The sequence below is a fragment of the Stenotrophomonas maltophilia group sp. RNC7 genome (assembly GCF_030910085.1).
GTDB classification, from domain to species: domain Bacteria; phylum Pseudomonadota; class Gammaproteobacteria; order Xanthomonadales; family Xanthomonadaceae; genus Stenotrophomonas; species Stenotrophomonas sepilia.
This window is the reverse complement of sequence record NZ_JAVFVN010000648.1, coordinates 1-22689: the sequence shown is the minus strand read 5'-3', so window position 1 is coordinate 22689 and position 22689 is coordinate 1. Positions and strand designations below refer to the sequence as shown.

Annotated in this window: 18 protein-coding genes; 16 read left to right on the top strand and 2 right to left on the bottom strand. The window is 67.1% G+C overall.

All coding sequences use genetic code 11. The features are described from left to right. The first annotated feature begins 34 nt into the window (after positions 1–34). From hisG to cueR, 16 genes are all read left to right on the top strand, one after another. Positions 35–946, top strand: a complete 912-nt coding sequence (hisG, locus tag RCF13_RS12915) for an ATP phosphoribosyltransferase (RefSeq protein ID WP_049438529.1) — start codon at positions 35–37, stop codon at positions 944–946. Continuing rightward, positions 943–2238 (top strand): histidinol dehydrogenase, encoded by a 1296-nt coding sequence (gene hisD / locus RCF13_RS12910; RefSeq protein ID WP_134968644.1) that lies wholly within the window; start codon positions 943–945, stop codon positions 2236–2238. Before hisG ends, hisD begins: the two co-directional genes overlap by 4 nt. Continuing rightward, positions 2235–3329: a histidinol-phosphate transaminase gene (hisC, locus tag RCF13_RS12905; RefSeq protein ID WP_061477832.1), complete on the top strand. Its 1095-nt coding sequence runs from the start codon at positions 2235–2237 to the stop codon at positions 3327–3329. The genes hisD and hisC overlap by 4 nt, the downstream gene beginning before the upstream one ends. Next, a complete protein-coding gene (gene hisB / locus RCF13_RS12900; protein WP_061477831.1) occupies positions 3326–4399 on the top strand; it encodes a bifunctional histidinol-phosphatase/imidazoleglycerol-phosphate dehydratase HisB in 1074 nt (357 codons plus the stop codon). Before hisC ends, hisB begins: the two co-directional genes overlap by 4 nt. Further along, the gene (gene hisH / locus RCF13_RS12895) at positions 4396–4998 is read left to right on the top strand and encodes an imidazole glycerol phosphate synthase subunit HisH (RefSeq protein ID WP_010482586.1); all 603 of its coding nucleotides are present in this window, start codon (positions 4396–4398) and stop codon (positions 4996–4998) included. Before hisB ends, hisH begins: the two co-directional genes overlap by 4 nt. Continuing rightward, complete coding sequence (gene hisA / locus RCF13_RS12890) at positions 4995–5729, top strand: 1-(5-phosphoribosyl)-5-[(5-phosphoribosylamino)methylideneamino]imidazole-4-carboxamide isomerase (RefSeq protein WP_061477830.1); 735 nt, start codon at positions 4995–4997, stop codon at positions 5727–5729. The genes hisH and hisA overlap by 4 nt, the downstream gene beginning before the upstream one ends. After that, complete coding sequence (gene hisF / locus RCF13_RS12885) at positions 5723–6499, top strand: imidazole glycerol phosphate synthase subunit HisF (RefSeq protein ID WP_134968762.1); 777 nt, start codon at positions 5723–5725, stop codon at positions 6497–6499. The genes hisA and hisF overlap by 7 nt, the downstream gene beginning before the upstream one ends. Further along, entirely contained in the window at positions 6489–7109 is a 621-nt protein-coding gene (gene hisIE, locus RCF13_RS12880; protein ID WP_061477828.1) for a bifunctional phosphoribosyl-AMP cyclohydrolase/phosphoribosyl-ATP diphosphatase HisIE, read from the top strand. Before hisF ends, hisIE begins: the two co-directional genes overlap by 11 nt. A gap of 127 nt (positions 7110–7236) precedes the next feature. Further along, positions 7237–8826, top strand: coding sequence for a calcineurin-like phosphoesterase family protein (locus RCF13_RS12875; RefSeq protein ID WP_134968761.1), 1590 nt, complete (start codon positions 7237–7239; stop codon positions 8824–8826). Positions 8827–8861: 35 nt separating this feature from the next. Next, the gene (locus tag RCF13_RS12870; protein WP_005409434.1) at positions 8862–9146 is read left to right on the top strand and encodes a hypothetical protein; all 285 of its coding nucleotides are present in this window, start codon (positions 8862–8864) and stop codon (positions 9144–9146) included. Positions 9147–9230: 84 nt separating this feature from the next. Beyond that, positions 9231–10253, top strand: a complete 1023-nt coding sequence (locus RCF13_RS12865; protein WP_061477826.1) for a glucokinase — start codon at positions 9231–9233, stop codon at positions 10251–10253. Positions 10254–10304: 51 nt separating this feature from the next. After that, entirely contained in the window at positions 10305–11303 is a 999-nt protein-coding gene (locus tag RCF13_RS12860) for a N(4)-(beta-N-acetylglucosaminyl)-L-asparaginase (protein WP_134968760.1), read from the top strand. Continuing rightward, positions 11300–12037, top strand: a complete 738-nt coding sequence (locus RCF13_RS12855; RefSeq protein WP_134968759.1) for a copper homeostasis protein CutC — start codon at positions 11300–11302, stop codon at positions 12035–12037. Before RCF13_RS12860 ends, RCF13_RS12855 begins: the two co-directional genes overlap by 4 nt. Positions 12038–12430: 393 nt before the next feature. After that, positions 12431–15388, top strand: a complete 2958-nt coding sequence (locus RCF13_RS12850) for a TonB-dependent receptor (RefSeq protein WP_134968758.1) — start codon at positions 12431–12433, stop codon at positions 15386–15388. A gap of 161 nt (positions 15389–15549) precedes the next feature. After that, on the top strand, positions 15550–18051 hold the full coding sequence (locus tag RCF13_RS12845) for a heavy metal translocating P-type ATPase (protein WP_134968757.1): 2502 nt from the start codon (positions 15550–15552) through the stop codon (positions 18049–18051). A gap of 11 nt (positions 18052–18062) precedes the next feature. Further along, complete coding sequence (cueR, locus tag RCF13_RS12840; RefSeq protein WP_061477821.1) at positions 18063–18518, top strand: Cu(I)-responsive transcriptional regulator; 456 nt, start codon at positions 18063–18065, stop codon at positions 18516–18518. A 79-nt stretch (positions 18519–18597) separates the two neighbouring features. On the opposite strand, the gene RCF13_RS12835 is transcribed toward cueR, so the two are convergent. Together RCF13_RS12835 and RCF13_RS12830 are read right to left on the bottom strand one after the other, a co-directional pair. Beyond that, a complete protein-coding gene (locus RCF13_RS12835) occupies positions 18598–18792 on the bottom strand; it encodes a heavy-metal-associated domain-containing protein (RefSeq protein ID WP_049438338.1) in 195 nt (64 codons plus the stop codon). Between the two features lie 189 nt (positions 18793–18981). Beyond that, positions 18982–22056: a TonB-dependent receptor gene (locus RCF13_RS12830; protein ID WP_061477819.1), complete on the bottom strand. Its 3075-nt coding sequence runs from the start codon at positions 22054–22056 to the stop codon at positions 18982–18984. Between the last annotated feature and the right edge of the window lie 633 nt (positions 22057–22689).

The following is a 22689-nucleotide window of genomic DNA, read 5'->3' as shown; positions in this document are numbered from 1 at the left end:
TCCGCGCCCCGTTCCGAACTTCGAGACCTCCCCCATGAGTGCAACCCAGGCAGCGCCGGCAAGAGACCGGCTGCGTATCGCCATCCAGAAGAGTGGCCGGCTGGCCGAGCCCGCCCGCAACCTGCTCAGCGCCTGTGGCCTGAGCTGGCGCGAAAGCCGTGACAAGTTGTTCTGCTACGGTGAATCGCTGCCGGTAGACCTCCTGCTGGTGCGCGACGACGACATCCCCGGCCTGATCGCTGACGGCGTCTGCGACCTCGGCATCGTCGGCCGCAATGAACTGGACGAGCAGGCCGCGGCACGCCGCCAGATCGGCCTGCCTGACGCCTATCAGGCGCTGCGCGGGCTGGGCTTCGGCCAGTGCCGGCTGATGCTGGCGGTGCCCGAGGAATGGCAGTGGCAGGGTCCGGCGCAGCTGGCCGGTACCCGCATCGCCACCAGCTACCCGGCCATCCTCACGCAGTGGCTGGCGGAGCAGGGCGTGGACGCGCAGGTGGTCGAATTGTCCGGTTCGGTGGAAATCGCCCCGCGCCTGGGTACCGCCGACCTGATCTGTGATCTGGTCTCCAGCGGTGCCACGCTGCGCGCCAACCAGTTGACCCCGGTACACAACCTGCTCGACAGCGAGGCGGTGCTGGCCGGTGCAGTAAGGGTGCCGGATGATGCACGCGCTTCGCTGCGCGCGATGCTGCTGCGCCGCCTCGATGGCGTGGTGCAGCGCCAGGACCGCAAGCTGCTGATGTTCCGCGCCAGCGAGGACCGCGTCGACGCGCTGGCGCAGTTGCTGGCCGATGCCGAGCCGCTGGTGCGGTTGCCGGCCGATGGCGGTGCGCTGCGCCTGCAGACCATGTGCCCTGGCCCGCTGAGCTGGCAGCGCATGGAGGAACTCGAGCGCGCGGGTGCGCAGGGCCTGATGGTACTGAGCGTGGAGCGGTCGCTGGCATGAACCGTCTGATCTGGTCCCGACTTGATGAGGCCGCGCGCAGCGCGGCATTGACCCGCCCGGTGCAGACCGTGGCGCAGCAGACCCGCGACGCGGTGGCGACGCTGATCGCACAGGTACGCACGCAGGGCGACGACGCGCTGCGTGCGATCACCGCACGCTTCGATGGTGTCGAACTGTCGTCCTTTGAAGTGAGCGAAGCCGAGTTCGCGGCGGCCGAGGCCGCTGTCCCCGCCGAACTGCGCCAGGCCATGGTGGACGCCGCCGAGCGCATCGCCCGCTTCCACGCCGCCGGCATGGGCAAGGGGTACGCGGTTGAAACCGCGCCGGGCGTAGTCTGCGAACGCATGCTGCGCCCGATCGGTCGGGTGGGCCTGTACGTGCCGGCCGGCAGCGCGCCGCTGCCGTCTACCGCGCTGATGCTGGGCGTTCCGGCACAGCTGGCCGGCTGCCCGCAGGTGGTGCTGTGCACGCCGCCGCGAGCCGATGGCAGCGCAGACCCGGCCGTACTTGTGGCGGCGCGGCTGACCGGCGTGCAGCGCGTGTTCAAGCTGGGCGGCGCGCAGGCGATCGCTGCCATGGCCTATGGCACCGCAAGCATTCCCGCCTGCGACAAGCTGTTCGGGCCGGGCAACACCTTCGTGACCGAAGCGAAGCAGCAGGTCGCACAGGAGGGCGCCGCCGCCATCGACATGCCGGCCGGCCCGTCGGAAGTGCTGGTGATCGCCGATGCGGGTGCCAATCCGGCGTTCGTGGCTGCCGATCTGCTGTCGCAGGCCGAGCATGGCCCGGATTCGCAGGTGCTGCTGCTGACCGACGATGCCGCGATGCTGGCGGCGGTCGAGGCCGAAGTGGAGCGGCAGGTGGCCCTGCTGCCGCGCCAGCAGATCGCGCGCCAGGCGCTGTCGGCCTCGCGCCTGATCCAGGTCGATTCGCTGGAGGAAGCCTTCGCGATCAGCAACCGCTATGCGCCGGAGCACCTGATCCTGGCACTGCGTGATCCGCGCGCGTGGCTGGACAAGGTGCAGGCGGCCGGCTCGGTGTTCCTGGGTGATTACACCCCCGAAGCACTGGGTGACTACTGCAGCGGCACCAACCACGTACTGCCCACCGCCGGTGCCGCACTTGCCTACAGCGGCGTGAGTGTTGCCAGCTTCCAGAACCTGATCAGCGTGCAGAGCGCCAGTGCCGCCGGCCTGGCCGCGATCGGCGGCTGCGCGCGCATCATCGCCAGCGCCGAAGGCCTGGATGCCCACGAGCGTGCGGTTGCATTGCGCATGGAGTCCGCCGCATGAGCGCCGCCATTGATGACGTGCTGGCACTGGTGCGCCCGGATCTGCAGGCCTTCGCCGGCTACAGCTCGGCGCGCAGTGCGGTGGTGCAGGGCGAGGTCTGGTTGAATGCCAACGAGTCGGCCTGGGCCAATCCGGCCGATGCGGCTGGCAGCAGCCGGCGCTATCCGGAGCCGCAACCGTTGGCGTTGCGCGAAGGCTTGGCGGCGCTGTACGGCGTGACGCCGCAGCAGCTGCTGGTCGGCCGCGGCAGCGACGAGGCCATTGATCTGCTGGTACGCGCGCTGTGCGTGCCGGGTCGCGATGGCGTGCTGGTCACGCCGCCGGTGTTCGGCATGTACGCCGTCTGCGCGCGCCTGCAGGGTGCCGCATTGATTGAAGTGCCGCTGGTGGACAGCGAGGATGGCCTGCGCGCCGATCTGGATGCGGTGATCGACGCGGCCAAGGCGCAGGGAGCCAAGCTGGTGTTCCTGTGCGCACCGTCGAACCCGGCCGGCAGTGACATCGCTCTGGAGGAGGTCGAGCGTGTGGCGGTTGCGCTGCGCGGGCAGGCGCTGGTGGTGGTGGACGAGGCCTATGTGGAGTACGCGCAGCGCCCGTCGGCGACCACGCTGCTGGCCGCGAACCCGAATCTGGCGGTGCTGCGCACGCTGTCGAAGGCGCACGCTCTTGCTGCCGCGCGCATTGGAACCCTGATCGCCGCACCGGAGCTGATTGCTGTGCTGCGCCGCTGCCAGGCGCCGTACCCGGTGCCGACGCCGTGCGCGGAACTGGCGGTACAGGCGCTGCAACCCGCCGCGCTGGCCCGGACCGCCGAACGCGTAGCCACGGTGATTGCCGAGCGCGAACGCCTGCGCGTGGCGCTGCTGGGCCTGCCCGGCGTGCGTCGCGTCTACCGCTCATCCGGCAACTACCTGCTGGTCCGCTTCGCCGATGCCCAGGCCGCGTTCGATACGCTGCTGGCTGCGGGCGTGGTGGTGCGTGACCAGCGCGCCGCGCCGCAGTTGGGTGATGCGCTGCGCATCAGCATCGGCAGCCCCGAAGAGAATGACCGCGTGCTTGCGACCCTGTCGGCGCGGAGGGCCGCAGCATGACCCCGATCCTGTTCATCGACCGCGACGGCACCCTCATTGAGGAGCCGTCCGATTTCCAGATCGATGCCTACGAGAAGCTGCGCTTCGTGCCGCAGGTGATCCCGGCGCTGCTGAAGCTGCGTGATGCCGGCTACCAGTTCGTGATTGTCACCAACCAGGACGGCCTGGGCAGCGACAGCTACCCGCGCGCCAGCTTCGATGGCCCGAACGACCTGATGCTGCAGATCTTCGAGAGCCAGGGCATCACCTTCCGTGACGTGCTGATCGACTGCAGCTGGCCGCAGGACAATGCGCCGACCCGCAAGCCGGGCATCGGCCTGATGACTGGCTACCTGCAGGACCGCAGCATCGACTGGGCACGCTCGGCCATGGTTGGCGACCGCATCACCGACCTGCAGTTCGCCGACAACCTCAACATCCGGGGCTTCCAGTTGCGTACCGAACAGTTCGGTGGCGAGTGGGACTGGCCGGGCATCGCGCACGCGCTGGCCGACGCGCCGCGCACCGCCGTGGTCCAGCGCAACACCAAAGAAACGAAAATCCGCGTTGAGCTGGACCTGGATCGCGCCGGTGATGCGCGCATCGCCACCGGCCTGCCGTTCTTCGACCACATGCTCGAACAGATCGGCAAGCACGGCGGCTTCGCCCTCGACATCCAGGCCGAGGGTGACCTGCACATCGACGAGCACCACACCATCGAGGACACCGGGCTGGCCCTGGGCCAGGCCCTGCGCGAGGCGCTGGGCGACAAGCGCGGCATCGGCCGCTACGGCTTCACCCTGCCGATGGACGAGACCCTGGCCAGCGCCGCGCTGGACTTCAGCGGCCGCCCGTACTTCGTGTTCGAGGGCGAGTTCAAGCGCGAGCGGGTGGGGGACATGCCGACCGAGCTGGTGCCGCATTTCTTCCGCTCGCTGTGCGATGCCAGCGGCCTGAACCTCAACCTGCAGGTGCGCGGCGACAACGATCACCACAAGGTGGAGGCCTGCTTCAAGGCGCTGGCGCGCGCACTGCGCCCGGCGCTGGCCCGGCAGGGCACGGCACTGCCGAGCACCAAGGGGGCATTGTGAGCGACGTCGCGCTGATCGATGCCGGAGGTGCCAACCTGGGCTCGGTGCGCTACGCACTGGAGCGCCTGGGCGCGACGGTGCGGCTGGTGCGCGACGCGGACGGCCTGATCGGCGCGCAGCGGGTGATCCTGCCCGGTGTCGGCGCCGCCGGTCCCGGCATGCAGCGCCTGCACGCGCAGGGCCTGGTGGAACCGCTGCAGCGGCTGGAGGTGCCGCTGATGGGCATCTGCCTCGGCATGCAATTGCTGTTCGAGCGCTCCGAGGAAGCGGGTGTGGAGACACTGGGGCTGATTCCCGGCGTGGTGCGCAAGCTGGTGCCGGCCTGCGGCATCCGCGTGCCACACATGGGCTGGAACCGGCTGCTGCCACTGCGCGAATCGCTGCTGCTGCGCGGCGTGCCGGAGCGTGCCAGCGCCTACTTCGTGCACAGCTATGCGGCGCCGCTCAATACCCACACCGTCGCTGCCTGCGACCACGGCGGCCTGTTCACTGCCGTGGTGGAGCAGGGGCGTTACTACGGCGCACAGTTCCACCCCGAGCGTTCCGGCGAAACCGGCTCGCTGATGCTGCGCAATTTCCTCGAGGGCACTGCTGCATGAGTTTCATCGTCTACCCCGCGCTGGATATCCGCGATGGCCGCGTGGTGCGGCTGCGCCAGGGCGACTACGCGCAGGAAACCTCCTACGGCGACGATCCGCTGCCGCGCGCGCAGGCGTTCGCCGCGCAGGGGGCGCAGTGGATGCATCTGGTCGACCTGGATGCTGCACGCGCCGGTGGCTATACGCTGGCGCCGCTGCTGGCGGCGATCCGCGCGCACACGCCGCTGCAGGTGCAGACCGGCGGTGGCGTGCGCGGCCGCGACGACGTGGCGCGCATCCTCGATGCCGGCGCCGGCCGCGTGGTGGTCGGTTCGCTGGCGGTGCGCCGCCCCGATGAAGTGGTGGGCTGGCTGGAGGAATTTGGCGCCGAGCGCATCACGATTGCGCTGGACGCGCGCCAGGACGCACAGGGGCAGTGGCAGCTGCCGGTGCACGGCTGGACCGAGAACGCCGGGGTGACCCTGGATGACCTGGCCCAGCGCTACGCGCGCGCTGGCATGCGCCACCTCTTGTGCACCGACATCGCCCGCGACGGCATGCTGGCCGGGCCCAATATCGGCCTCTACCAGCACCTGTCGGCATTGCTGCCAGGGGTGGCGGTGCAGGCGTCCGGCGGCATCCGTGACGTGGCCGATGTGGCCGAGGCGCGTGCCGCTGGCTGCGGCGGTGCGATCCTCGGCAAGGCGCTGCTGGAACAGCGCATGGACCTGGCGGAGGCACTGGCATGTTGAGCCGGCGCATCATTCCGTGCCTGGACGTGCGCGATGGCCGCGTGGTCAAGGGCGTGCGTTTCCGCGACCATGTCGACATGGGCGATATCGCCGAGCTGGCGCAGCGCTATCGCGACCAAGGGGCGGACGAGCTGGTGTTCTATGACATCGGCGCCAGCCCCGAGGCGCGTTCGGTCGACGTTGCCTGGATCGAGTGCATCGCGCGGCTGATCGACATTCCGTTCTGCGTGGCCGGGGGCATCGACAGCGTGGAAACCGCGCGTCGCGTGTTGTTCGCCGGTGCCGACAAGGTGTCGATCAACTCCCCCGCGCTGGGCCGCCCGGAACTGATCACTGAACTGGCCGACGAGTTCGGCGTGCAATGCGTGGTGGTCGGTGTCGATTCGGTGCGCGAAGCGGATGGCCAATGGCGGGTGCGCCGCTTCAGCGGAGACCCGGACAAGACCCAGGCGGTGCCACTGCGCACCCTGGACTGGATTGTCGAGGTGCAACGTCGGGGCGCCGGTGAGATCGTGCTGAACTGCATGGACAGCGATGGCGTGCGCCGCGGCTACGATGTCGCACAGTTGCAGCAGGCGAGGGCCCTGTGCCAGGTGCCACTGATCGCCTCCGGTGGCGCCGGTGCGATGGAGCACTTCGCCGAAGCCTTTGACCAGGCCGACGTCGATGGTGCGCTGGCGGCGAGCGTGTTCCACAGCGGCGGCATCGCCATTCCAGAATTGAAGCGCTACCTGCGCGGACAGCAGATCGAGGTGCGGGATGTCTATTGAAGTCAGGCCTTCGTTGGACGCATTGCAGGCACTGGACTGGGGCAAGGGTGACGGCTTGCTGCCGGCCGTGGTGCAGGATGCCGATACCCTGCAGGTGCTGATGCTGGGCTATGTCAGCGCAGAATCGCTGGCGGCCACGCTGGCCATCGGCCACATGACTTTCTTCAGCCGCAGCAAGCAGCGGTTGTGGACCAAGGGCGAGCAGTCCGGCAACGTGCTGGTGGTGCAATCGATCAGCGTCGACTGTGACGCCGACACGCTGCTGGTGATGGCACGCCCGGCGGGGCCGACCTGCCACACGGGTGCGGAGAGCTGTTTCGACCAGGCGCCGAAGGACTTCCTGGGCGGGCTGGGCCAGTTGGTCGCGATGCGTGAGGCGCAGCGCCCGCCGGGCAGCTATACGACCCGCCTGTTCGAGGGCGGCATCCGCCGCATCGCACAGAAGGTGGGTGAGGAGGGGGTGGAGACCGCACTGGCGGCGGTTGCGCAGGATGACGAGGCACTGCTCGGTGAGGCTTCGGACCTGCTGTACCACCTGCTGGTACTGCTGCGCGCGCGCGGTCTGTCGCTGGACGATGCGCGGGCGGTGCTGGAAAAACGCCATCGTTGAAGAAGGCGTGCGGAGCAGCGCTCCGCACCTACCTGTAGAGCCAAGCCATGCTCGGCTGTTTTTCTTGAATGCAGCCGAGCGTGGCTCGGCTCTACAATACCGCGTCTCTTTCTGCCGGATGCCTCCCATGAAACTGCCTGCCGCCTGGCTGTGCTGCCTGTTGCTGACCTCGCCGGCCTGGGCTGCGGGCACCGTGGTCACCGGCAAGGTCTATCTGGAGCGTGACGGCAAGCCGGGCCGCGGTGCGACCGATCCGGGCCTGGCCGGGGTGCAGGTCTCCAACGGCGAGGCCATCGTCAAGACCGCCGCCGACGGCAGCTACAGCCTGCCGGTGCGTGATGGCCAGACCGTGTTCGTGATCAAGCCCGATGCGTATTCGTTCCCGAAGGCGGCAGACGGCCTGCCTTCGTTCTGGCGCCATTTCCGCCCGAACGGCTCGCCGGCGCTGAAGTACGGCGGCATCGCCGCCACCAGCGATGTCACCCGCAACTGGGATTTCGCGCTGCAGCCGGATCGCCGTGACAGCCGTCGCGGCTTCCAGATGCTGGTCTTCACCGACTCCCAGACCGCCAGCCTGAAGGACATCGGCTACTACCAGCAGTCGATCGTGTCGCCGCTGGTCGGCCAGACCAAGGCGCGCATGGGCACCACCCTGGGTGACATCGTCAACGACGATCTGACCCTGTATCCGGCAATCAACAAGGTCACTACGTCGCTGGGCGTGCCGTGGTTCCATGTGCCGGGCAATCACGACCTCGATTTCGATGCAGCCAGCGACGAGCATTCGCTGGACAGCTGGCGCAACATCTACGGCCCGGATACCTACGCGGTGGAAGAGGGCGGTGCCAGTTTCGTGTTCCTCGACGACGTGGTGTATGACCCCAACGCAAGGCCGAAGTATGTCGGTGGCCTGCGCGAAGACCAGTTCGCTTTCCTTGCCAGCTACCTGAAGGGCCTGCACAAGGACCGCCTGCTGGTGCTGGGCATGCACATCCCGCTGTTCGACGCCGCGCCGGGGCGCGAGACCTTCCGTCATGCTGACCGCCAGCGCCTGTTCGACCTGCTGAAGGACTTCCGCAACGTGCTGGTGCTCAGTGGCCACAGCCACACCCAGCAGCACGTCTACCACGGCAAGGCCGACGGCTGGAACGGTGACAAGCCGCTGCACGAATACAACGTCGGTGCCAACTGCGGCGCGTTCTGGTCGGGGGTGAAGGACGCCGCCGGCGTGCCGGACAGCACCATGAGTGATGGCACGCCAAAGGGCTACGCGTTGCTGGACGTCGCCGCCAATGGCAGTTACAAGCTGCAGTACCGCGCTGCGGGCAAGCCGGCCAGCGAGCAGATCGGCCTGCATGCGCCGAAGGTGCTGCGCCAGGGGGCCTATCCGGCGTGGGGTGTCTACGCCAACGTCTACATGGGCGAGGACGCCAGCGTGGTCGAGTACCGCGTCGATGGCGGTGCCTGGCAGCCGATGAAGCAGGTCAGCCAGCCCGACCCGCGCCTGATGGTGGAGAACGTGGCCGATGATCTGGCCAGCAGCCTGCGTGGCTATGACCGCTCGCCGGAGGCCACCGCGTCGCCGCACCTGTGGCGTGGCGCGCTGCCGACCGACCTGGCCGTGGGCAGCCACAAGGTCGAAGTACGCTCTACCCAGCCTGATGGTGCAGTGTTCACCGCCACCACCCGCTACAGCCTGCAGACGGCCCAGCCCTGATCCCCCGCATCTCCGCTCCAGCGAAAGGACCCCGCATGGATATCCGCTTCATGGCCGGCACCACGCCAGTCACCCTCAGCCGCCACTGGTTCACCGGTGCGATGCTGCTGCAGAGCGCCACCGAGAAGGTCTGGGTGCAGCATCCGCTGCATCCGGGCACCCACTTCTCGTTCTCGCTGGTACAGTCGTGGCTGCGCCACATCGCCGGCCATGAGGTGCTGGTCGAGCGCACCCGGCCGCTGTTGTTCGCCGGCTTCCGCCCGCAGCGCCTGCGCGTGCTGGTGGATGGCGTGCAGGTGGCCGAACAGGAAGGCATGTAGGCCAACCTGAACCGCCGGCGCGCTAGGCAAAGCCGCCCCGATGCCTGAGAATCGGGGCGATTCAATCGATCCAAGCAGGCCAGCGTGACCATCGCAGCAGCGTCCCCGGTTTCCACCGACTCCGCCCGCGGCGGTCTTCCGCGCAGTCTCGTTGTCGCCGATGTCGGCGGCACTTTCGCCCGTTTGGCGCTGGCTGAAACGCAACCCGGCCAGGCACCACTGCTGGGCAGCCATCGCACCTATGCCTGCGCCGAGCATCCCAGCCTGGCCGCGATCCTGGCCGATTTCACCGCTGGCCTCGGCCAGCCGGTACAGGCCGCCGTGGTCGCCATCGCCGGACTGCTCGATGGCGATGTGTTGATCAATTCCAACCTGCCGTGGACGGTCTCGCTGTCGGCCACGCGGCTGCAGTCCGGGCTGCATGAGTTGCAGCTGATCAATGATTTTGAAGCGGTGGCGTTGGCCATTCCCTACCTGCAGCCTGACACCCTGGTGCCGCTCAATGGCGATGCTGACCCGGCGCAGGCGTTCCCGGCGCTGGTGCTGGGCGCCGGTACCGGTCTGGGTGCAGCATTGCGCTTTGCCGACGGCGAGCGTCCGGTGCTGGCCAGCGAGATCGGCCATGCCGCGCTCGGCGCCGGCAACGCGCTGGAACTGCAGGTGCTGGACAAGCTGCTGCAGCGCTGGCCGCACGTGGACAACGAGCGCGTGCTGTCCGGCAGTGGCCTGATGAACCTGTATCCGTGTCTGTGCGAACTGCGTGGCGTCACTCCGGTGTGGAGCAGTACCGAGGCACTGATCGGTGCCGCACGCAGCGGTGAGGATGCGCTGGCGGTGGAAACGCTGCAGGTGTTCTGTGCCTGGCTGGGCAGCCTGGCCGGCGACGCAGCGATCGCGGTGGGTGCGCGTTCGGTGTACCTGGCCGGGGGCATTTCTGCGCATGTGCAGGATTTCCTGGCCGATGGTCGCTTCCGTGAGCGCTTCCTCAACAAGGGCGTGCTGACCGAGGTGCTGCGCCAGGTGCCGGTATGGCGCGTGGAGCATGGCCAGCTGGGCGTTCTCGGCGCAGCGGTCTGGTACGCCGCACGGCAGCCCACACACGACTGATCGGCGTGGCCGGCATCGGGCCGGCCGTGCATTGCAGACTGGGAGGGGAAGATGGTGGATCGCAGGCAGTTCCTGCAGGCCGGCGCACTGGCCGCAGGCATGGTGGCCTTGCCGGGCGTGCAGGCGCGCACGCAGGGTGGGGCCAGGGTGGTTTCGACCTGGGACTTCGGCGTGCCGGCCAACCAGGCCGCATGGAAGGTGCTGTCGCAGGGTGGCAGCGCACTGGATGCAGTTGAAGCCGGTGCACGCTGGGCCGAGAGCGAGCTGTGCAACCCCACCGTCGGCCATTGCGGCAACCCGGATCGCGACGGCGTGCTGAGCCTGGATGCGAGCATCATGGATGGCGATGGCCGTTGTGGCGCGGTGGCCGCGCTGGTCGACATCCTGCATCCGGTGTCGGTGGCCCGCAAAGTGATGGAAAACAGCCCGCACGTGCTGCTGGTGGGCGAGGGCGCGCAGCAGTTCGCGGTGCAGCAGGGTTTCGAGCGCAGGCACCTGCTCACGCCGCAGGCCGAAGCGGCCTGGCGCGAGTGGCTGAAGACCGAGAAGTATCAGCCGCAGATCAATGCCGAGCGCCGTGGTATTCCCGGCAACAGCGACAACCACGACACCATCGGCATGCTGGCGTTGGATGCCAAGGGCCATCTTGCAGGTGCCTGCACCACCAGCGGCATGGCCTGGAAGCTGCACGGCCGGGTCGGCGACAGCCCGATCATCGGTGCCGGCCTGTATGTCGACAACGAAGTGGGTGCGGCCACCGCGTCGGGCGTGGGTGAGGAGATGATCCGCAACGCCGCCTCGTTCCTGGTGGTCGAGCTGATGCGCCAGGGGCGCTCGCCGGCCCAGGCCTGCCGCGAGGCAATCGACCGTGTGGTGCGCAAGCGGCCGGAGGCGAGCAAGACCCTGCAGGTGTGCTTCCTGGCCATGAACAAGCAGGGCGAGGTGGGCGCCTACGCGTTGCATCGCGGCTTCGTCTACGCCGTGTGCGATGCGCAGCGCCAGGATGACCTGCGCGATTCGCCGTCGATCTATGCGAGCACTCAGGCGTGAGCACGCGGCTGACCCTGGAGATCGCCAGCAACTCGCTGGCCTCGGCGCTGGCCGCGCAGGCCGGCGGTGCCGACCGCATCGAACTGTTCGAGAACCTGGCCGAGGGTGGCACCACGCCGTCGTTTGCCACCATCGCGATCGCCCGCGAACGCCTGTCGATTCCGCTGTTCGTGCTGGTGCGCCCGCGCCCGGGCGACTTCCACTACGACGCATTGGAAACCGAACTGATGCTGCGTGACATCGCGCAGTGCCGCGCGCTGGGCTGCGATGGCGTGGTGATCGGTGCGCTGGATGTGCAGGGCGGTATCGACCTGGCGTTGTGCCGTGAACTGGTGCAGGCCGCCGGGCCGCTGCAGGTGACTTTCCATCGTGCCTTCGACGCGGCCCGCGACCTGTCGGCGGCGCTGGAGCAGGTGATCGGACTGGGTTGCCAGCGCGTGCTGACCTCGGGCGGCCAGGTTAGCGCCGAGGCCGGTGCCGATCTGCTGGCGGCGCTGGTCACCCAAGCGGCCGGGCGTATCACGGTGATGGCAGGTGCCGGATTGGCCCCGGGCAACATCGCAACCGTCGCGCGGCAGACGGGCTGTACCGAACTGCACGCGTCCGCAAAAGGCCTGCGCCGCTCGGCCATGCAGTTCCAGAACCCGGCCCTGCGCGGCCTGGACCCGGACTGGAGCCAGACCGCCACCGCGACCGTGGCCGCGCTGCGGCAGGCGCTGGACGGCGCAAGGTAGCCCGCTTCTGCTGTAGAGCCGAGCCAACGCTCGGCTGCGCTTTGCGGCAAACGACATCAGCCGAGCACGGGCTCGGCTCTACAGTCGCACGCGACGACGCGGACAAAACCGTTCCGCGCGCGGTTGTCGCGATCGTGTCATTGACGTGTGCGCTGTTCTCTCAGCGATGTTTCGCAACCCTTTGATTGTTCTTGATACCTGCGCCTGATAGCGGCATTGCGTAGGGTGTTGCTGCATCGCCGCATGCCCGGCGCGGTTCAGCTGTGCTTTAGTTTGGATCGATCCACAGGGGAGGGGGCTGGGACGGTCGTGAACCGATCCCGGCACCCGGATCAGCCGTCGTGCTACGCCACCACCTGTCCGTGCGTCCACACTTTCCAAGAGCAACCACCCATGGCTCAGTCCGTTCGCAAGCGTCGTCACCTGCTGTCCCAGGCACTGGTCCTGGCCCTGTTGCCCCTGGCTGCGGGTGCACAGGAAGCGGCCAGTTCGTCCACCAAGGACTTGGATGCGGTCACCGTTACCGGTTCGCGCATCAAGCGCGCCGCGGTCGAAGGCCCGGCCCCGGTCAACGTGATCACCGCGCAGCAGATCCAGAAAGAGGGCTTCGTCAGCGTGTATGACGCGCTGAAGACGCTCACCGAAGCAACCGGGACCGTCGAAGCCGCCTCGCAATGGGGTTCGCACACGCCCAATGCCAGCGGGCTGAACCTGCGCGGCATGGGCCCGAACCGCTCGCTGCTGCTGGTCAACGGCCGTCGCGTGGCCGATTACCCTCTGCCGTATGGCGGTGAAACCAATTTCTCCAACTACGGCAACATTCCGGCCGCAGCGGTCGAGCGCATCGAAGTACTGACCGGCGGCGCCTCGGCCATCTACGGTTCGGATGCGATCGCCGGCGTGGTCAATGTCATCCTCAAGACCAACTACGACGGCGACGAAGTGCGCGTGCGCGGCGGTACTTCCACCGAAGGCGGGCGCGACACCTGGGACCTGTCATGGGCCGGCGGCAAGACGGGTGACAACTGGAGCGTGACCTATGCGCTGCAATACACCAAGCGCGATCCGTTGTTCGGCCGCGACCGCCCGCAGATGGACGATGCCGATGATGCGCCGTATGCGTCCTGGAACATGGAGCAGCGCAAGGTCGGCTTCCGCCCCACCTCGGGCCTGGCCTTGATCGATCCGACGACGGGCCAGCGCCTGGCGCCACCCGCCGGCACCTGCGAGAAGTTCGACGGTGAGTACTACACGGCCGATCGACTGGTCTACAACTACGCCGCCAACCGCATCACCAACACCGGCCGCCTGTGCGGCATGAGCGCCGACTACGCCAACTGGCTGCTGACCGGTGGTGCCGAGAACGTGTCCGGCAACCTGTATGCCACCTTCGATTTCAGCAGCGACCTGCAGGCCTGGACCAACCTGGCGGTGTACCGCTCCGAAGCGATCTGGGGCACCAACCCGCCCAGCGTCTCGCTGATCGACGACGACAACGGCTATTACTGGGATGCCAACCGCAACCGCCCGATCCTGGGCGTGCGCCAGTTCACCCCGAACGAAGTCGGCGGCCTGGACACCCTGCGCAACACCAACCGCGAGCTGTCATGGGACTGGAGCGCGGGCCTGCGTGGCCGCCTTGCCGACCGCTTCGACTGGAGCGCCACGGTGGGGCGTTCCTACTATCGCGTGGAAGAACGGCAGAACGTGGTGGACGAGCAGAAGTCGTACGACTTCTTCCTCGGCCCGCGCCTGGGCACCACCGCTGACGGCGAGGCGATCTATGCGTTGAACGAATCGCGCTGGTGGAACCCGCTGACGCCTGACCAGTACTGGCAGATGGGCACGGTGGCCAGGAACCGCGCGTCATCGTGGGTCAACCAGGCCTCGGCGGACATCACCGGCGAGCTGTTCCAGGGCTGGGCCGGCCCGATCTCGTTCGCCGCCGTGGCCGAAGTCGCGCAGCAGGGCTATCACCTCAGCCCGGACCCGCGCGCCGGCATCGACTTCGATCTGCAGAACGTCGATCGCGGTGGCGGCGAGCGCACCCGTTACTCGGCCGGCGTCGAGTTCAAGATCCCGCTGCTGGAGAGCGTGACGGCCACCGCGGCGGCCCGCTACGACCGCTACGGCAACTACAAGGCCGATGACAGCAGTGAAGCGCTGGATATCGGCAGCCAGAAGGAGACCACCTGGAACGTCGGCCTGGAATGGCGCCCGGTCGAATCGCTGCTGGTGCGTGGCTCGTACGCCACCAGTTTCCACGCGCCGGACATGCACTACCTCCTGGGCCAGCCGAGCAGTTCCGAAGTGCAGACCTATGACCGCCTGCGCTGCATCCAGAGCGGGGCCTACCTGGTCAACAACTGCGGCGTGGGCAACACCGATGTCTGGTACACCTTCGACGTGAACCGGCGTGGCACGCCGCTGCTGCGTTCGGAAACCGGCGATTCGTGGACGGTCGGCTTCGTGTGGGACGTGATGCCCAACCTGTCGGTCAGCGCCGATTACTGGGCGATCAAGCTGGAAGACATGATCGTCGACGTCGGCGCCGACGAGGTGCTGGCCAGCGAGGCCGGCTGCCTGACCGGCAAGAACATCGATGGCACGCCGTGGGCCAATCCGGCCGGTGGCGACTATTGCGCCGGCATCCTGGCCCGCGTGAACCGCGACAGCAGCGGCCGCCTGGTATCGATCGAGCGCGGCCCGTTCAACCTGGCCAGCCGGGAAGTGCGCGGCATCGACCTGACTGCACGCTATCGCCTGGAAACCGCGCAGTGGGGCAGCTTCCAGCTGGGCCTGAACTACACCAACCAGATCTCGACCAAGGAACAGCGCTACGCCAACGACCCGAACCCGGAACGCCGCGACCGGGACCTGCGCAGCAAGCTGCGCGCGAGCCTGGCCTGGCAGCGCGGCAACTGGAACGCCAACGTCTATGCCGACCGCGTGGGTTCGGTGCCGGGCGTGCGCTACCACTGGGGCACCGATCGCCTGGACAACCCCGGTGGCTGCCTGCCGTTCGCCGACGGCTACGTGCCCAGTGACAGCCCGTCGCTGAACTGCCTGGAACCGGCACAGCTGCCGGATGGCTCGGTGAACCCGAACCCCAACGCGGGCCAGCAGACCTCGCGCTACTTCGGCCGGGTCGGGCCGTTCATCACCTGGAACGTCAACGTGGGTTACCAGGTGACCGAGCACGCCAAGGTCAATGTCTACGTCAACAACGTGTTCAATTCGGCCAGCTGGAACCACAAGGACCCGTACAAGCTGGACTATGACTTCGCCCCGACCCGGTTGCTGAGCGCGGTCGGCCGCGAGTTCGCATTGGAGTATGTGTTCACCTTCTGAGGAGACCGACCTCCGCCGCTAGATCCACGCCATGCGTGGATGCGGAAACGGGACGCCGGGGGCGGCGCTCCCTTCAGGCATGCGGACAGGCTGGATTTGACCTTCCCACGATGGCAAGGTTTAGCCTGTCCGCATCCAGAAGGAAACCCGGGAATCCGATCATGAGCACGCCGCGCGCCGCTGCCGCCCCCGCCAGCCCCTCCACCATCAGCCTGCCCATCGAGGGCATGACCTGCGCCAGCTGCGTGGGCCGGGTCGAGGCAGCACTGTCCAAGGTCGAGGGCGTGGGCAGTGTCTCGGTGAACCTGGCCACCGAGCGGGCGGACATTCGTCCGTCGGGCCCGGTGGATCGCGCGGCGCTTGTCCAGGCAGTGGAGCGGGTGGGCTATGACGTGCCCGCGGCGACCACCGAGCTGGCGGTCGAAGGCATGACCTGCGCTTCCTGCGTGGGCCGTGTCGAACGCGCGCTGTTGGCCGTGCCCGGCGTCAGCCAGGCCAGCGTCAACCTGGCCACCGAGCGCGCCACGGTGCGTGGCATGGCGGACGTGGCTGCGCTGGTCGCCGCGATCGACAAGGCCGGCTATGACGCACGTGTGATCGAGGCGGGTGTGCAGTCCGATGATCAGGCTGCGGAAAAGAAGGATGCCGAGCGCGCCGGGCTGAAGCGCGACCTGATCGTGGCCACCGCGCTGGCACTGCCGGTGTTCGTACTGGAAATGGGTTCGCACCTGATTCCCGGCATGCACGCATGGGTGATGTCCACCCTCGGCATGCAGGCCAGCGGGTACCTGCAGTTCGCACTGACGCTCCTGGTGCTGGCCATCCCCGGGCGCCGCTTCTACCAGAAGGGCTTCCCGGCGCTGCTGCGGTTGGCGCCGGACATGAATTCACTGGTGGCGGTGGGCACCGCCGCGGCGTTCGGCTATTCGGTGGTAGCGACCTTTGCACCGCGGCTGCTGCCGCCGGGCACGGTGAACGTCTACTACGAAGCGGCGGCGGTGATCGTCGCGCTGATCCTGCTCGGTCGCTTCCTGGAGGCCCGGGCCAAAGGCCGCACCTCCGAAGCGATCAAGCGCCTGGTCAACCTGCAGGCCAAGGTGGCCCATGTGGTCCGTGACGGCCGCGCGGTCGACATCCCGGTCAATGAAGTGCAGAGCGGCGACCTGGTGGAAGTGCGCCCGGGCGAGCGCGTGCCGGTGGATGGCGAGGTGGTTGAAGGCCGCAGCTACATCGATGAATCGATGATCAGCGGCGAGCCGATTCCGGTCGAGAAGCTGCCGGGCAGCAGCGTGGTGGGTGGCACGGTCAACCAGAAGGGCGCATTGACGGTGCGAGCCACGGCCGTGGGCGCGCAGACCCTGCTGGCGCAGATCATCCGCATGGTCGAACAGGCGCAGGGCTCGAAGCTGCCGATCCAGGCGGTGGTCGACAAGGTCACGTTGTGGTTTGTGCCGGCGGTGATGCTGGCCGCGCTGGCGACCTTCGCAGTCTGGCTGATCTTCGGTCCATCGCCGGCACTGAGCTTCGCACTGGTCAATGCGGTGGCGGTGCTGATCATTGCCTGCCCGTGCGCGATGGGCCTGGCCACGCCGACCTCGATCATGGTCGGAACCGGTCGTGGCGCCGAAATGGGCGTGCTGTTCCGCAAGGGCGAGGCCCTGCAGCTGCTGAAGGACGCGCAGGTGGTGGCGGTGGACAAGACCGGCACGCTGACCGAAGGCCGCCCGCGCCTGACCGATCTGGAGATTGCCGCTGGCTTCGATCGCAACAGGGTTCTGGCGGCAGTGGCCGCGGTGGAGTCGCGCTCGGAGCATCCCATCGCCCGCGCGATTGTTGATGCCGCGACCGGGCAGGGCATCACGTTGCCGGGCATGGTCGGCTTCGAATCGGTCACCGGCATGGGCGTGCGGGCCAGTGTCGAGGGTGCACGCGTGGAGGTCGGTGCCGATCGCTTCATGCGCGACCTGGGCGTGGACATCACTGAATTCGCAGCATTGGCGGCGGAACTCGGCACGCAGGGCAAGTCACCGATGTACGTGGCCATCGATGGACGCCTGGCCGCGATCATCGCGGTATCCGATCCGATCAAGCCGAGCACCCCGGCAGCGATCGCGGCACTGCATCGGTTGGGCCTGAAGGTGGCGATGATCACCGGCGACAACGCCGGGACCGCACAGGCGATCGCGCGCCAGCTCGGCATCGATGAAGTGGTGGCCGAGGTGCTGCCGGAAGGCAAGGTCGAGGCAGTGCGCCGGCTGAAGGCCACGCATGGGCACCTCGCCTTCGTCGGCGACGGCATCAACGATGCCCCTGCGTTGGCTGAAGCCGATGTCGGCCTGGCCATTGGTACCGGCACCGACATCGCGGTAGAGTCGGCCGACGTGGTGCTGATGTCGGGTAACCTGCAGGGCGTGCCCAATGCCATTGCGCTGTCCAAGGCGACGCTGGGCAACATCCGGCAGAACCTGTTCTGGGCGTTCGCCTACAACACCGCATTGATTCCCGTCGCTGCCGGCGTGCTGTACCCGGCTTGGGGCGTGCTGCTGTCGCCGGTGTTCGCGGCCGGTGCGATGGCGCTGTCCAGTGTGTTCGTGCTGGGCAACGCGCTGCGCCTGCGCCGCTTCCAGCCGCCGATGGCCGATGCCGCCGCTGCCGCCCACTGAAGGAGATCCGCATGAACATCGGTGACGCCGCCAAGGCCTCCAGCGTGTCGGCGAAGATGATCCGCTACTACGAACAGATCGGCCTGATCCCCGCGGCCGATCGCACCGAATCGGGCTACCGGGCGTATTCGCAGGCGGACATCCATCGCCTGCGCTTCATCCGCCGCGCGCGCGATCTCGGCTTCCAGGTGGCCGAAATCAGTGACCTGCTGGGCCTTTGGAACGACACCGCGCGGCACAGTGCCGACGTCAAGCACCTGGCCGAGCAGCACATTGCCGACCTGGAACAACGCATCCAGAGCATGCGGCAGATGGCCGACACGTTGAAATCGCTGATCCGTTGCTGTGCGGGCGACGAGCGCCCGGAGTGCCCGATCCTGGAGCGGTTGGGTGAAGACGATGAGGCCCCGCTGCCGGTCGATGCAGCGAAGACCGGCGCGGTGCGGCGGCGCGCGCGCAAGCGCTGAGTTTCCATGTCGCATGCAAAAAAGCCCGCTCGGTGACAGTGTGCACGGGGCGGGCTCCGCGGTGGCAGAAGGCAGGGGATCAGGCAGTGCGCGGCGGGAAACCCGCATCGTTCAGCGCGGCGAACACCTGCTCCTGTGATGCGGTGGTCTGCACCTTGACCAGGCCGGTCGGCGGATCGGCCACCACACTGGCGTTCGGATCGATCTGCTGGATCGCGCGGGTCACGCTGCGCGCGCAGCCGCCGCAGGTCATGCCGTCAACATGGAATTCCATCTGTAGCTCCTTCGGTGCTCGTGAGGTGAAACCAGTGTGCACCTTCCAACGATGGCAGGGTCAAGCAGGTGGCTGAACGGCGGCGCAGGCACCCATGAAAACGGCAGCCGCCTGTACCAGCGCGGCTGCCGTGGAGGACCATTCCCGCCGGGGCGGGCAAGACGGCGCCGGGCCAGGCCCGGCGCTGCCTCAGAACTTCCAGTTCACGCCGAAGTACAGCTGGCGGCCGGCGTACAGGTTGGACAGCAGGCGGGCCTGGCTGTCGTTGCCGATGTAGCTGCGCAGCTCGGACTTGGTGGCGTTCAGTACGGCGGCGGTCACCGTCCAGTCCGGAGTGAGGTTGTAGGCCACGTTCAGGTCAAGCTGGCTGTAAGGCTTGGTGTAGGTGGTCATGCCATTGTTCAGGCCGCCGACCACTTCACCACGACGGTTGTACGAGGCGCGCGCCAGGAACTTGTCGTTCTCGTAGAACACCGTAACGTTGGCCTGGTTCTTGGCACTGCCGACCAGCGGCGAGGAGCCGATTTCCTCGCCATCCAGCACGATCGAGGCCAGGTTGGTGTCGTTGTAGGTGTAGTTGGCCTGCACGCCCAGTCCGAAGTCGAACGTGTACTGGCCATACAGTTCCACGCCCTGCGACACGCCATCGCGGCCGTTGGCCTGAGTCTCGTACTTCTGCACGGTGACCGACTGCCCGCCGACGTTCATCTGCTGGTCGCGCACCACCGGCACGGTGAAGTTGTCCACGTTCTTGCGGAACAGCGAAACACCTGCGACCGCGCCCGGCTTGAAGTACCACTCCAGGCCCAGGTCGAACTGCACCGCCTTGAACGGTTCCAGCGCCTTGTTGCTGCCCGAGCCGTACCAGCCGGGCGTGTCGGTGCCGCCGGTGACACGGCGGTCGTTGGCGTACTCTTCGCTGATGTAACGCAGGCCACCGGGATAGGCGATGCTGGTGTAGCTCGGGCGCGCGACCACCTTCGATGCCGCGCCACGCAGCACCAGGTTGTCGGTGATGTCCCAGGCAATGTTGAAGCTGGGCAGCACGTCGGTATAGGTCTTTTCCAGCGACGACAGGGCATACACCTTGTCGCGCACCTGCGGGTCGGGCAGGCGGACGAAGCCACCCTGGCAGCGCAGGTTCGGGTCGGCGGCCGGATCATCGCAGCTCATCGGCGCGCCGCTGGCGTTGTCGACGAAATAGTCGTTAAAGCGCTCGACCGAATCGCTGGACTGGGCGAACTGCTTGGTCCGCACCACGCGCACGCCGATGTTGCCGCGTACCCGCTCAGTGCGGAAGTTGGCCTGGAAGTAGCCGGAATGGATCTTCTCGTTGACGTCGTAGACGAAGTCTTCTTCGGTGCGGTTGTGCGAGCCACCGTAGGTCTTGTTCAGGTAGTCGATGTAGGCCGGGTAGTTGATGCCCGGGAACACGTTGGCGTTGAACGCGCCGGTGATGTTGCTGATCGGGTTGGACAGGAAGAAGCCCGGTTGCGCATCGCCTGCGGTCGGATCGCAACCGGCCTGGTAGCGATTGTTGTCATAGTCGGACGGATCCAGGCCCGGGCACACCCAATAGGTGTTGCCGGTGTTGCGGTGGACCTTGCCATCGCGGTACTTGGCGCCGAACTGGATCGAATCCAGCCAGCCGGCCTCGAACAGCTTGGTGACGTCGGCCTGGAAGTAGTTCTGCTTGACCTCGGTCTGCATCCAGGACGAATCGGTCGAGCCGGTATCGACTTCGGCCACGCCTGCCATCAACTGCTGCTGCAGGTCCGGCGAGAACTGCACCGACGGCGTGCCGGTCAGGTCCCAGGCGGTGTACTGGTTGCCGGACTGCCACTGGTTGCCCACCTTGCGGCGCGGCTTGGCCGACATGCGGAAATTCATCGACGGACCACCTTCGGACCAGGTGCGGCCGCCGGTGAACGAGGCCTTCCACAGCGGGCTGATATCCCAGTCGATGGTCAGGTCGGCGGTCTGCGACAGTGCCTTTTCCTTGCTGTATCCACCGGTGAGCTGCGGAGTGGGGATGGTGCAGTCGTCCGGGCCCCAGCCACCGGGTTCCAGGCCGGCTGCCGCTGCTTCTTCCTCACTGCAGTAATAGGTCTTTCCGGCCAGCTTCTGGTACTGCGCACCGGTGACGATGCTGCCACTCGGGTCGAAATCCAGGCCGTTGAGCAGGCGGCCGCCGGCCCAGTTGCCGTCCTGGTTGTAGCGGGCCAGGTTCCACTCCGGCACCTTCAGCATGTTCTGGGTGTAGTCACCCTGCAGCTCGAAGCGGAAGTAGTTCGCGGTCATCGTGACGTTGTCGACCGGCTTGAACTGGAAGGTCAGCTGGCCGCCCTTGCGCTCGCGCTTCTCTTCCTTCACCGCGAAGTTCACCGAGGTCGGCATGAAGAATTCGCTGTAGTTCTTGCCAGCCTGGTTGTTGAAGCCGGACTGGCCCCACCAGTAGTGGATGCCATCCTGCTCCAGCAGGTTGCCGTTGGCATCGCGGGCCGTGGTGCCATTGCCGTACCACTGGTAGTCCTCGGTGCTGGCTTCCATGGTGCGGGTGGTGCGCTTCTGCTGGGTCACGCCGACGAGGACGCCGAAGCGCTCATCCTTGCTGTGCCACGAGTACAGCGCGGACGCCTGCGGATCGACATCGTGGCTGGTATCGGAGGTGGTGCCCTCCAGATTCACGTAGCCGGAGTTGGATTCCATGTCCAGCGGGCGACGGGTATGCAGGATGACCGTGCCGCCGATGCCGCCTTCGTCGATGCGTGCTTCCGGCGACTTGAACAGCTCCGCGCTGGACAACATGTTCGATGGCAGCAGGGTGTAGTTGAAGGAGCGCGTCGCTTCGTTGTTGGTCTCTGACGAGGCGACGAAGTTGCCGTTCAACTGGGTCAGGGTCAGGTCCGGCGCAAGGCCGCGCACACTGACACTCTTGCCTTCGCCACCGCTGCGGGTGATGACCACGCCGGGCACGCGCTGCAGTGCGTCGGCCACGTTCTTGTCGGGGAACTTGCCGACGTCCTCGGCGGTGATCACCTCGACCACCGCGTTGGCGTCGCGCTTCTGCTCGAGGCTCTTTTCAATGGCGTAGCGGTAGCCGGTGACCTGGACGCTGTCCAGGGTGGTGGCGTCCTGCGCGCCGGTGGACGTGGCCTGTTGCGCGGCGGCGCCAGCCGGAATGACGGCGGCGGCCAAGGCCAGCGCGATGGCCAGCGACAATGCGTCCTGGCCGTGCGTACGTGTTGAATGCTTCATTCCCATCTCTCCCTCTCTCCTGGATTGATCCGGTGACGTGGCTCGGACAACTTGAATCGATCTAATTTGAAGTGACATTACGGGTGTCGCCATGTGGGTGGCAGAGCACCGCGCGTGGTGGCCTGGTACGTCCTGTTGCTGCTCCCCCAACTCCCGGCCATCGCAGTGTCGTTCTTGGATCGATCTAAGCGATGGGCGGGCGATTTTTAGCATGGGTCGCCCTTGGGCGCATGCTGCTCCGCAATATGGTACTGGCGTGGCGAAGGGATGACGGTTTGCTGAAAACAGTGAAATCGTTTTCGTGCGCAGGGGAGGGGGGCCGGCAGGGCTGCGCCCTGCACCTGCTTGAAGCCAGGGCAACGGCCAAAGCTAAAGCCAAAGCCAAAGCGGCTCTGGTTTTCTGCTGGTTTGGCGGGACGGTGTCGGATTGCGGGGACGCCGTAAACCCCCAGGCCGGCCCAGCCGCTAGCGGCTGGGCGTTCGGGCGCTTACGAAGCAGTGTGATCTGGCCCCCTGAAAACGGACGCCATGAAGCCGTTTCAGGCGGCAGCCCGGAGCTGCCGGGCGTAGTTGTTAGGCGAGTGGTAGCCCAGCGCCGAGTGTAGCCGGGCTGGATTGTAGAAGCCGTGGATGTAAGCA

Excerpts from the sequence above, each read along its gene's own strand:
- hisA (WP_061477830.1), top strand. The coding sequence starts at position 4,995 with ATGAGTTTCATCGTCTACCCCGCGCTGGATATCCGCGATGGCCGCGTG.
- RCF13_RS12845 (WP_134968757.1), top strand. The coding sequence starts at position 15,550 with ATGAGCACGCCGCGCGCCGCTGCCGCCCCCGCCAGCCCCTCCACCATC.
- RCF13_RS12835 (WP_049438338.1), bottom strand. The coding sequence starts at position 18,792 with ATGGAATTCCATGTTGACGGCATGACCTGCGGCGGCTGCGCGCGCAGC.
- RCF13_RS12850 (WP_134968758.1), top strand. The coding sequence starts at position 12,431 with ATGGCTCAGTCCGTTCGCAAGCGTCGTCACCTGCTGTCCCAGGCACTG.
- hisD (WP_134968644.1), top strand. The coding sequence starts at position 943 with ATGAACCGTCTGATCTGGTCCCGACTTGATGAGGCCGCGCGCAGCGCG.
- hisIE (WP_061477828.1), top strand. The coding sequence starts at position 6,489 with ATGTCTATTGAAGTCAGGCCTTCGTTGGACGCATTGCAGGCACTGGAC.
- hisF (WP_134968762.1), top strand. The coding sequence starts at position 5,723 with ATGTTGAGCCGGCGCATCATTCCGTGCCTGGACGTGCGCGATGGCCGC.
- RCF13_RS12860 (WP_134968760.1), top strand. The coding sequence starts at position 10,305 with ATGGTGGATCGCAGGCAGTTCCTGCAGGCCGGCGCACTGGCCGCAGGC.
- RCF13_RS12875 (WP_134968761.1), top strand. The coding sequence starts at position 7,237 with ATGAAACTGCCTGCCGCCTGGCTGTGCTGCCTGTTGCTGACCTCGCCG.
- hisG (WP_049438529.1), top strand. The coding sequence starts at position 35 with ATGAGTGCAACCCAGGCAGCGCCGGCAAGAGACCGGCTGCGTATCGCC.
- RCF13_RS12870 (WP_005409434.1), top strand. The coding sequence starts at position 8,862 with ATGGATATCCGCTTCATGGCCGGCACCACGCCAGTCACCCTCAGCCGC.
- cueR (WP_061477821.1), top strand. The coding sequence starts at position 18,063 with ATGAACATCGGTGACGCCGCCAAGGCCTCCAGCGTGTCGGCGAAGATG.
- hisC (WP_061477832.1), top strand. The coding sequence starts at position 2,235 with ATGAGCGCCGCCATTGATGACGTGCTGGCACTGGTGCGCCCGGATCTG.
- hisB (WP_061477831.1), top strand. The coding sequence starts at position 3,326 with ATGACCCCGATCCTGTTCATCGACCGCGACGGCACCCTCATTGAGGAG.
- RCF13_RS12830 (WP_061477819.1), bottom strand. The coding sequence starts at position 22,056 with ATGGGAATGAAGCATTCAACACGTACGCACGGCCAGGACGCATTGTCG.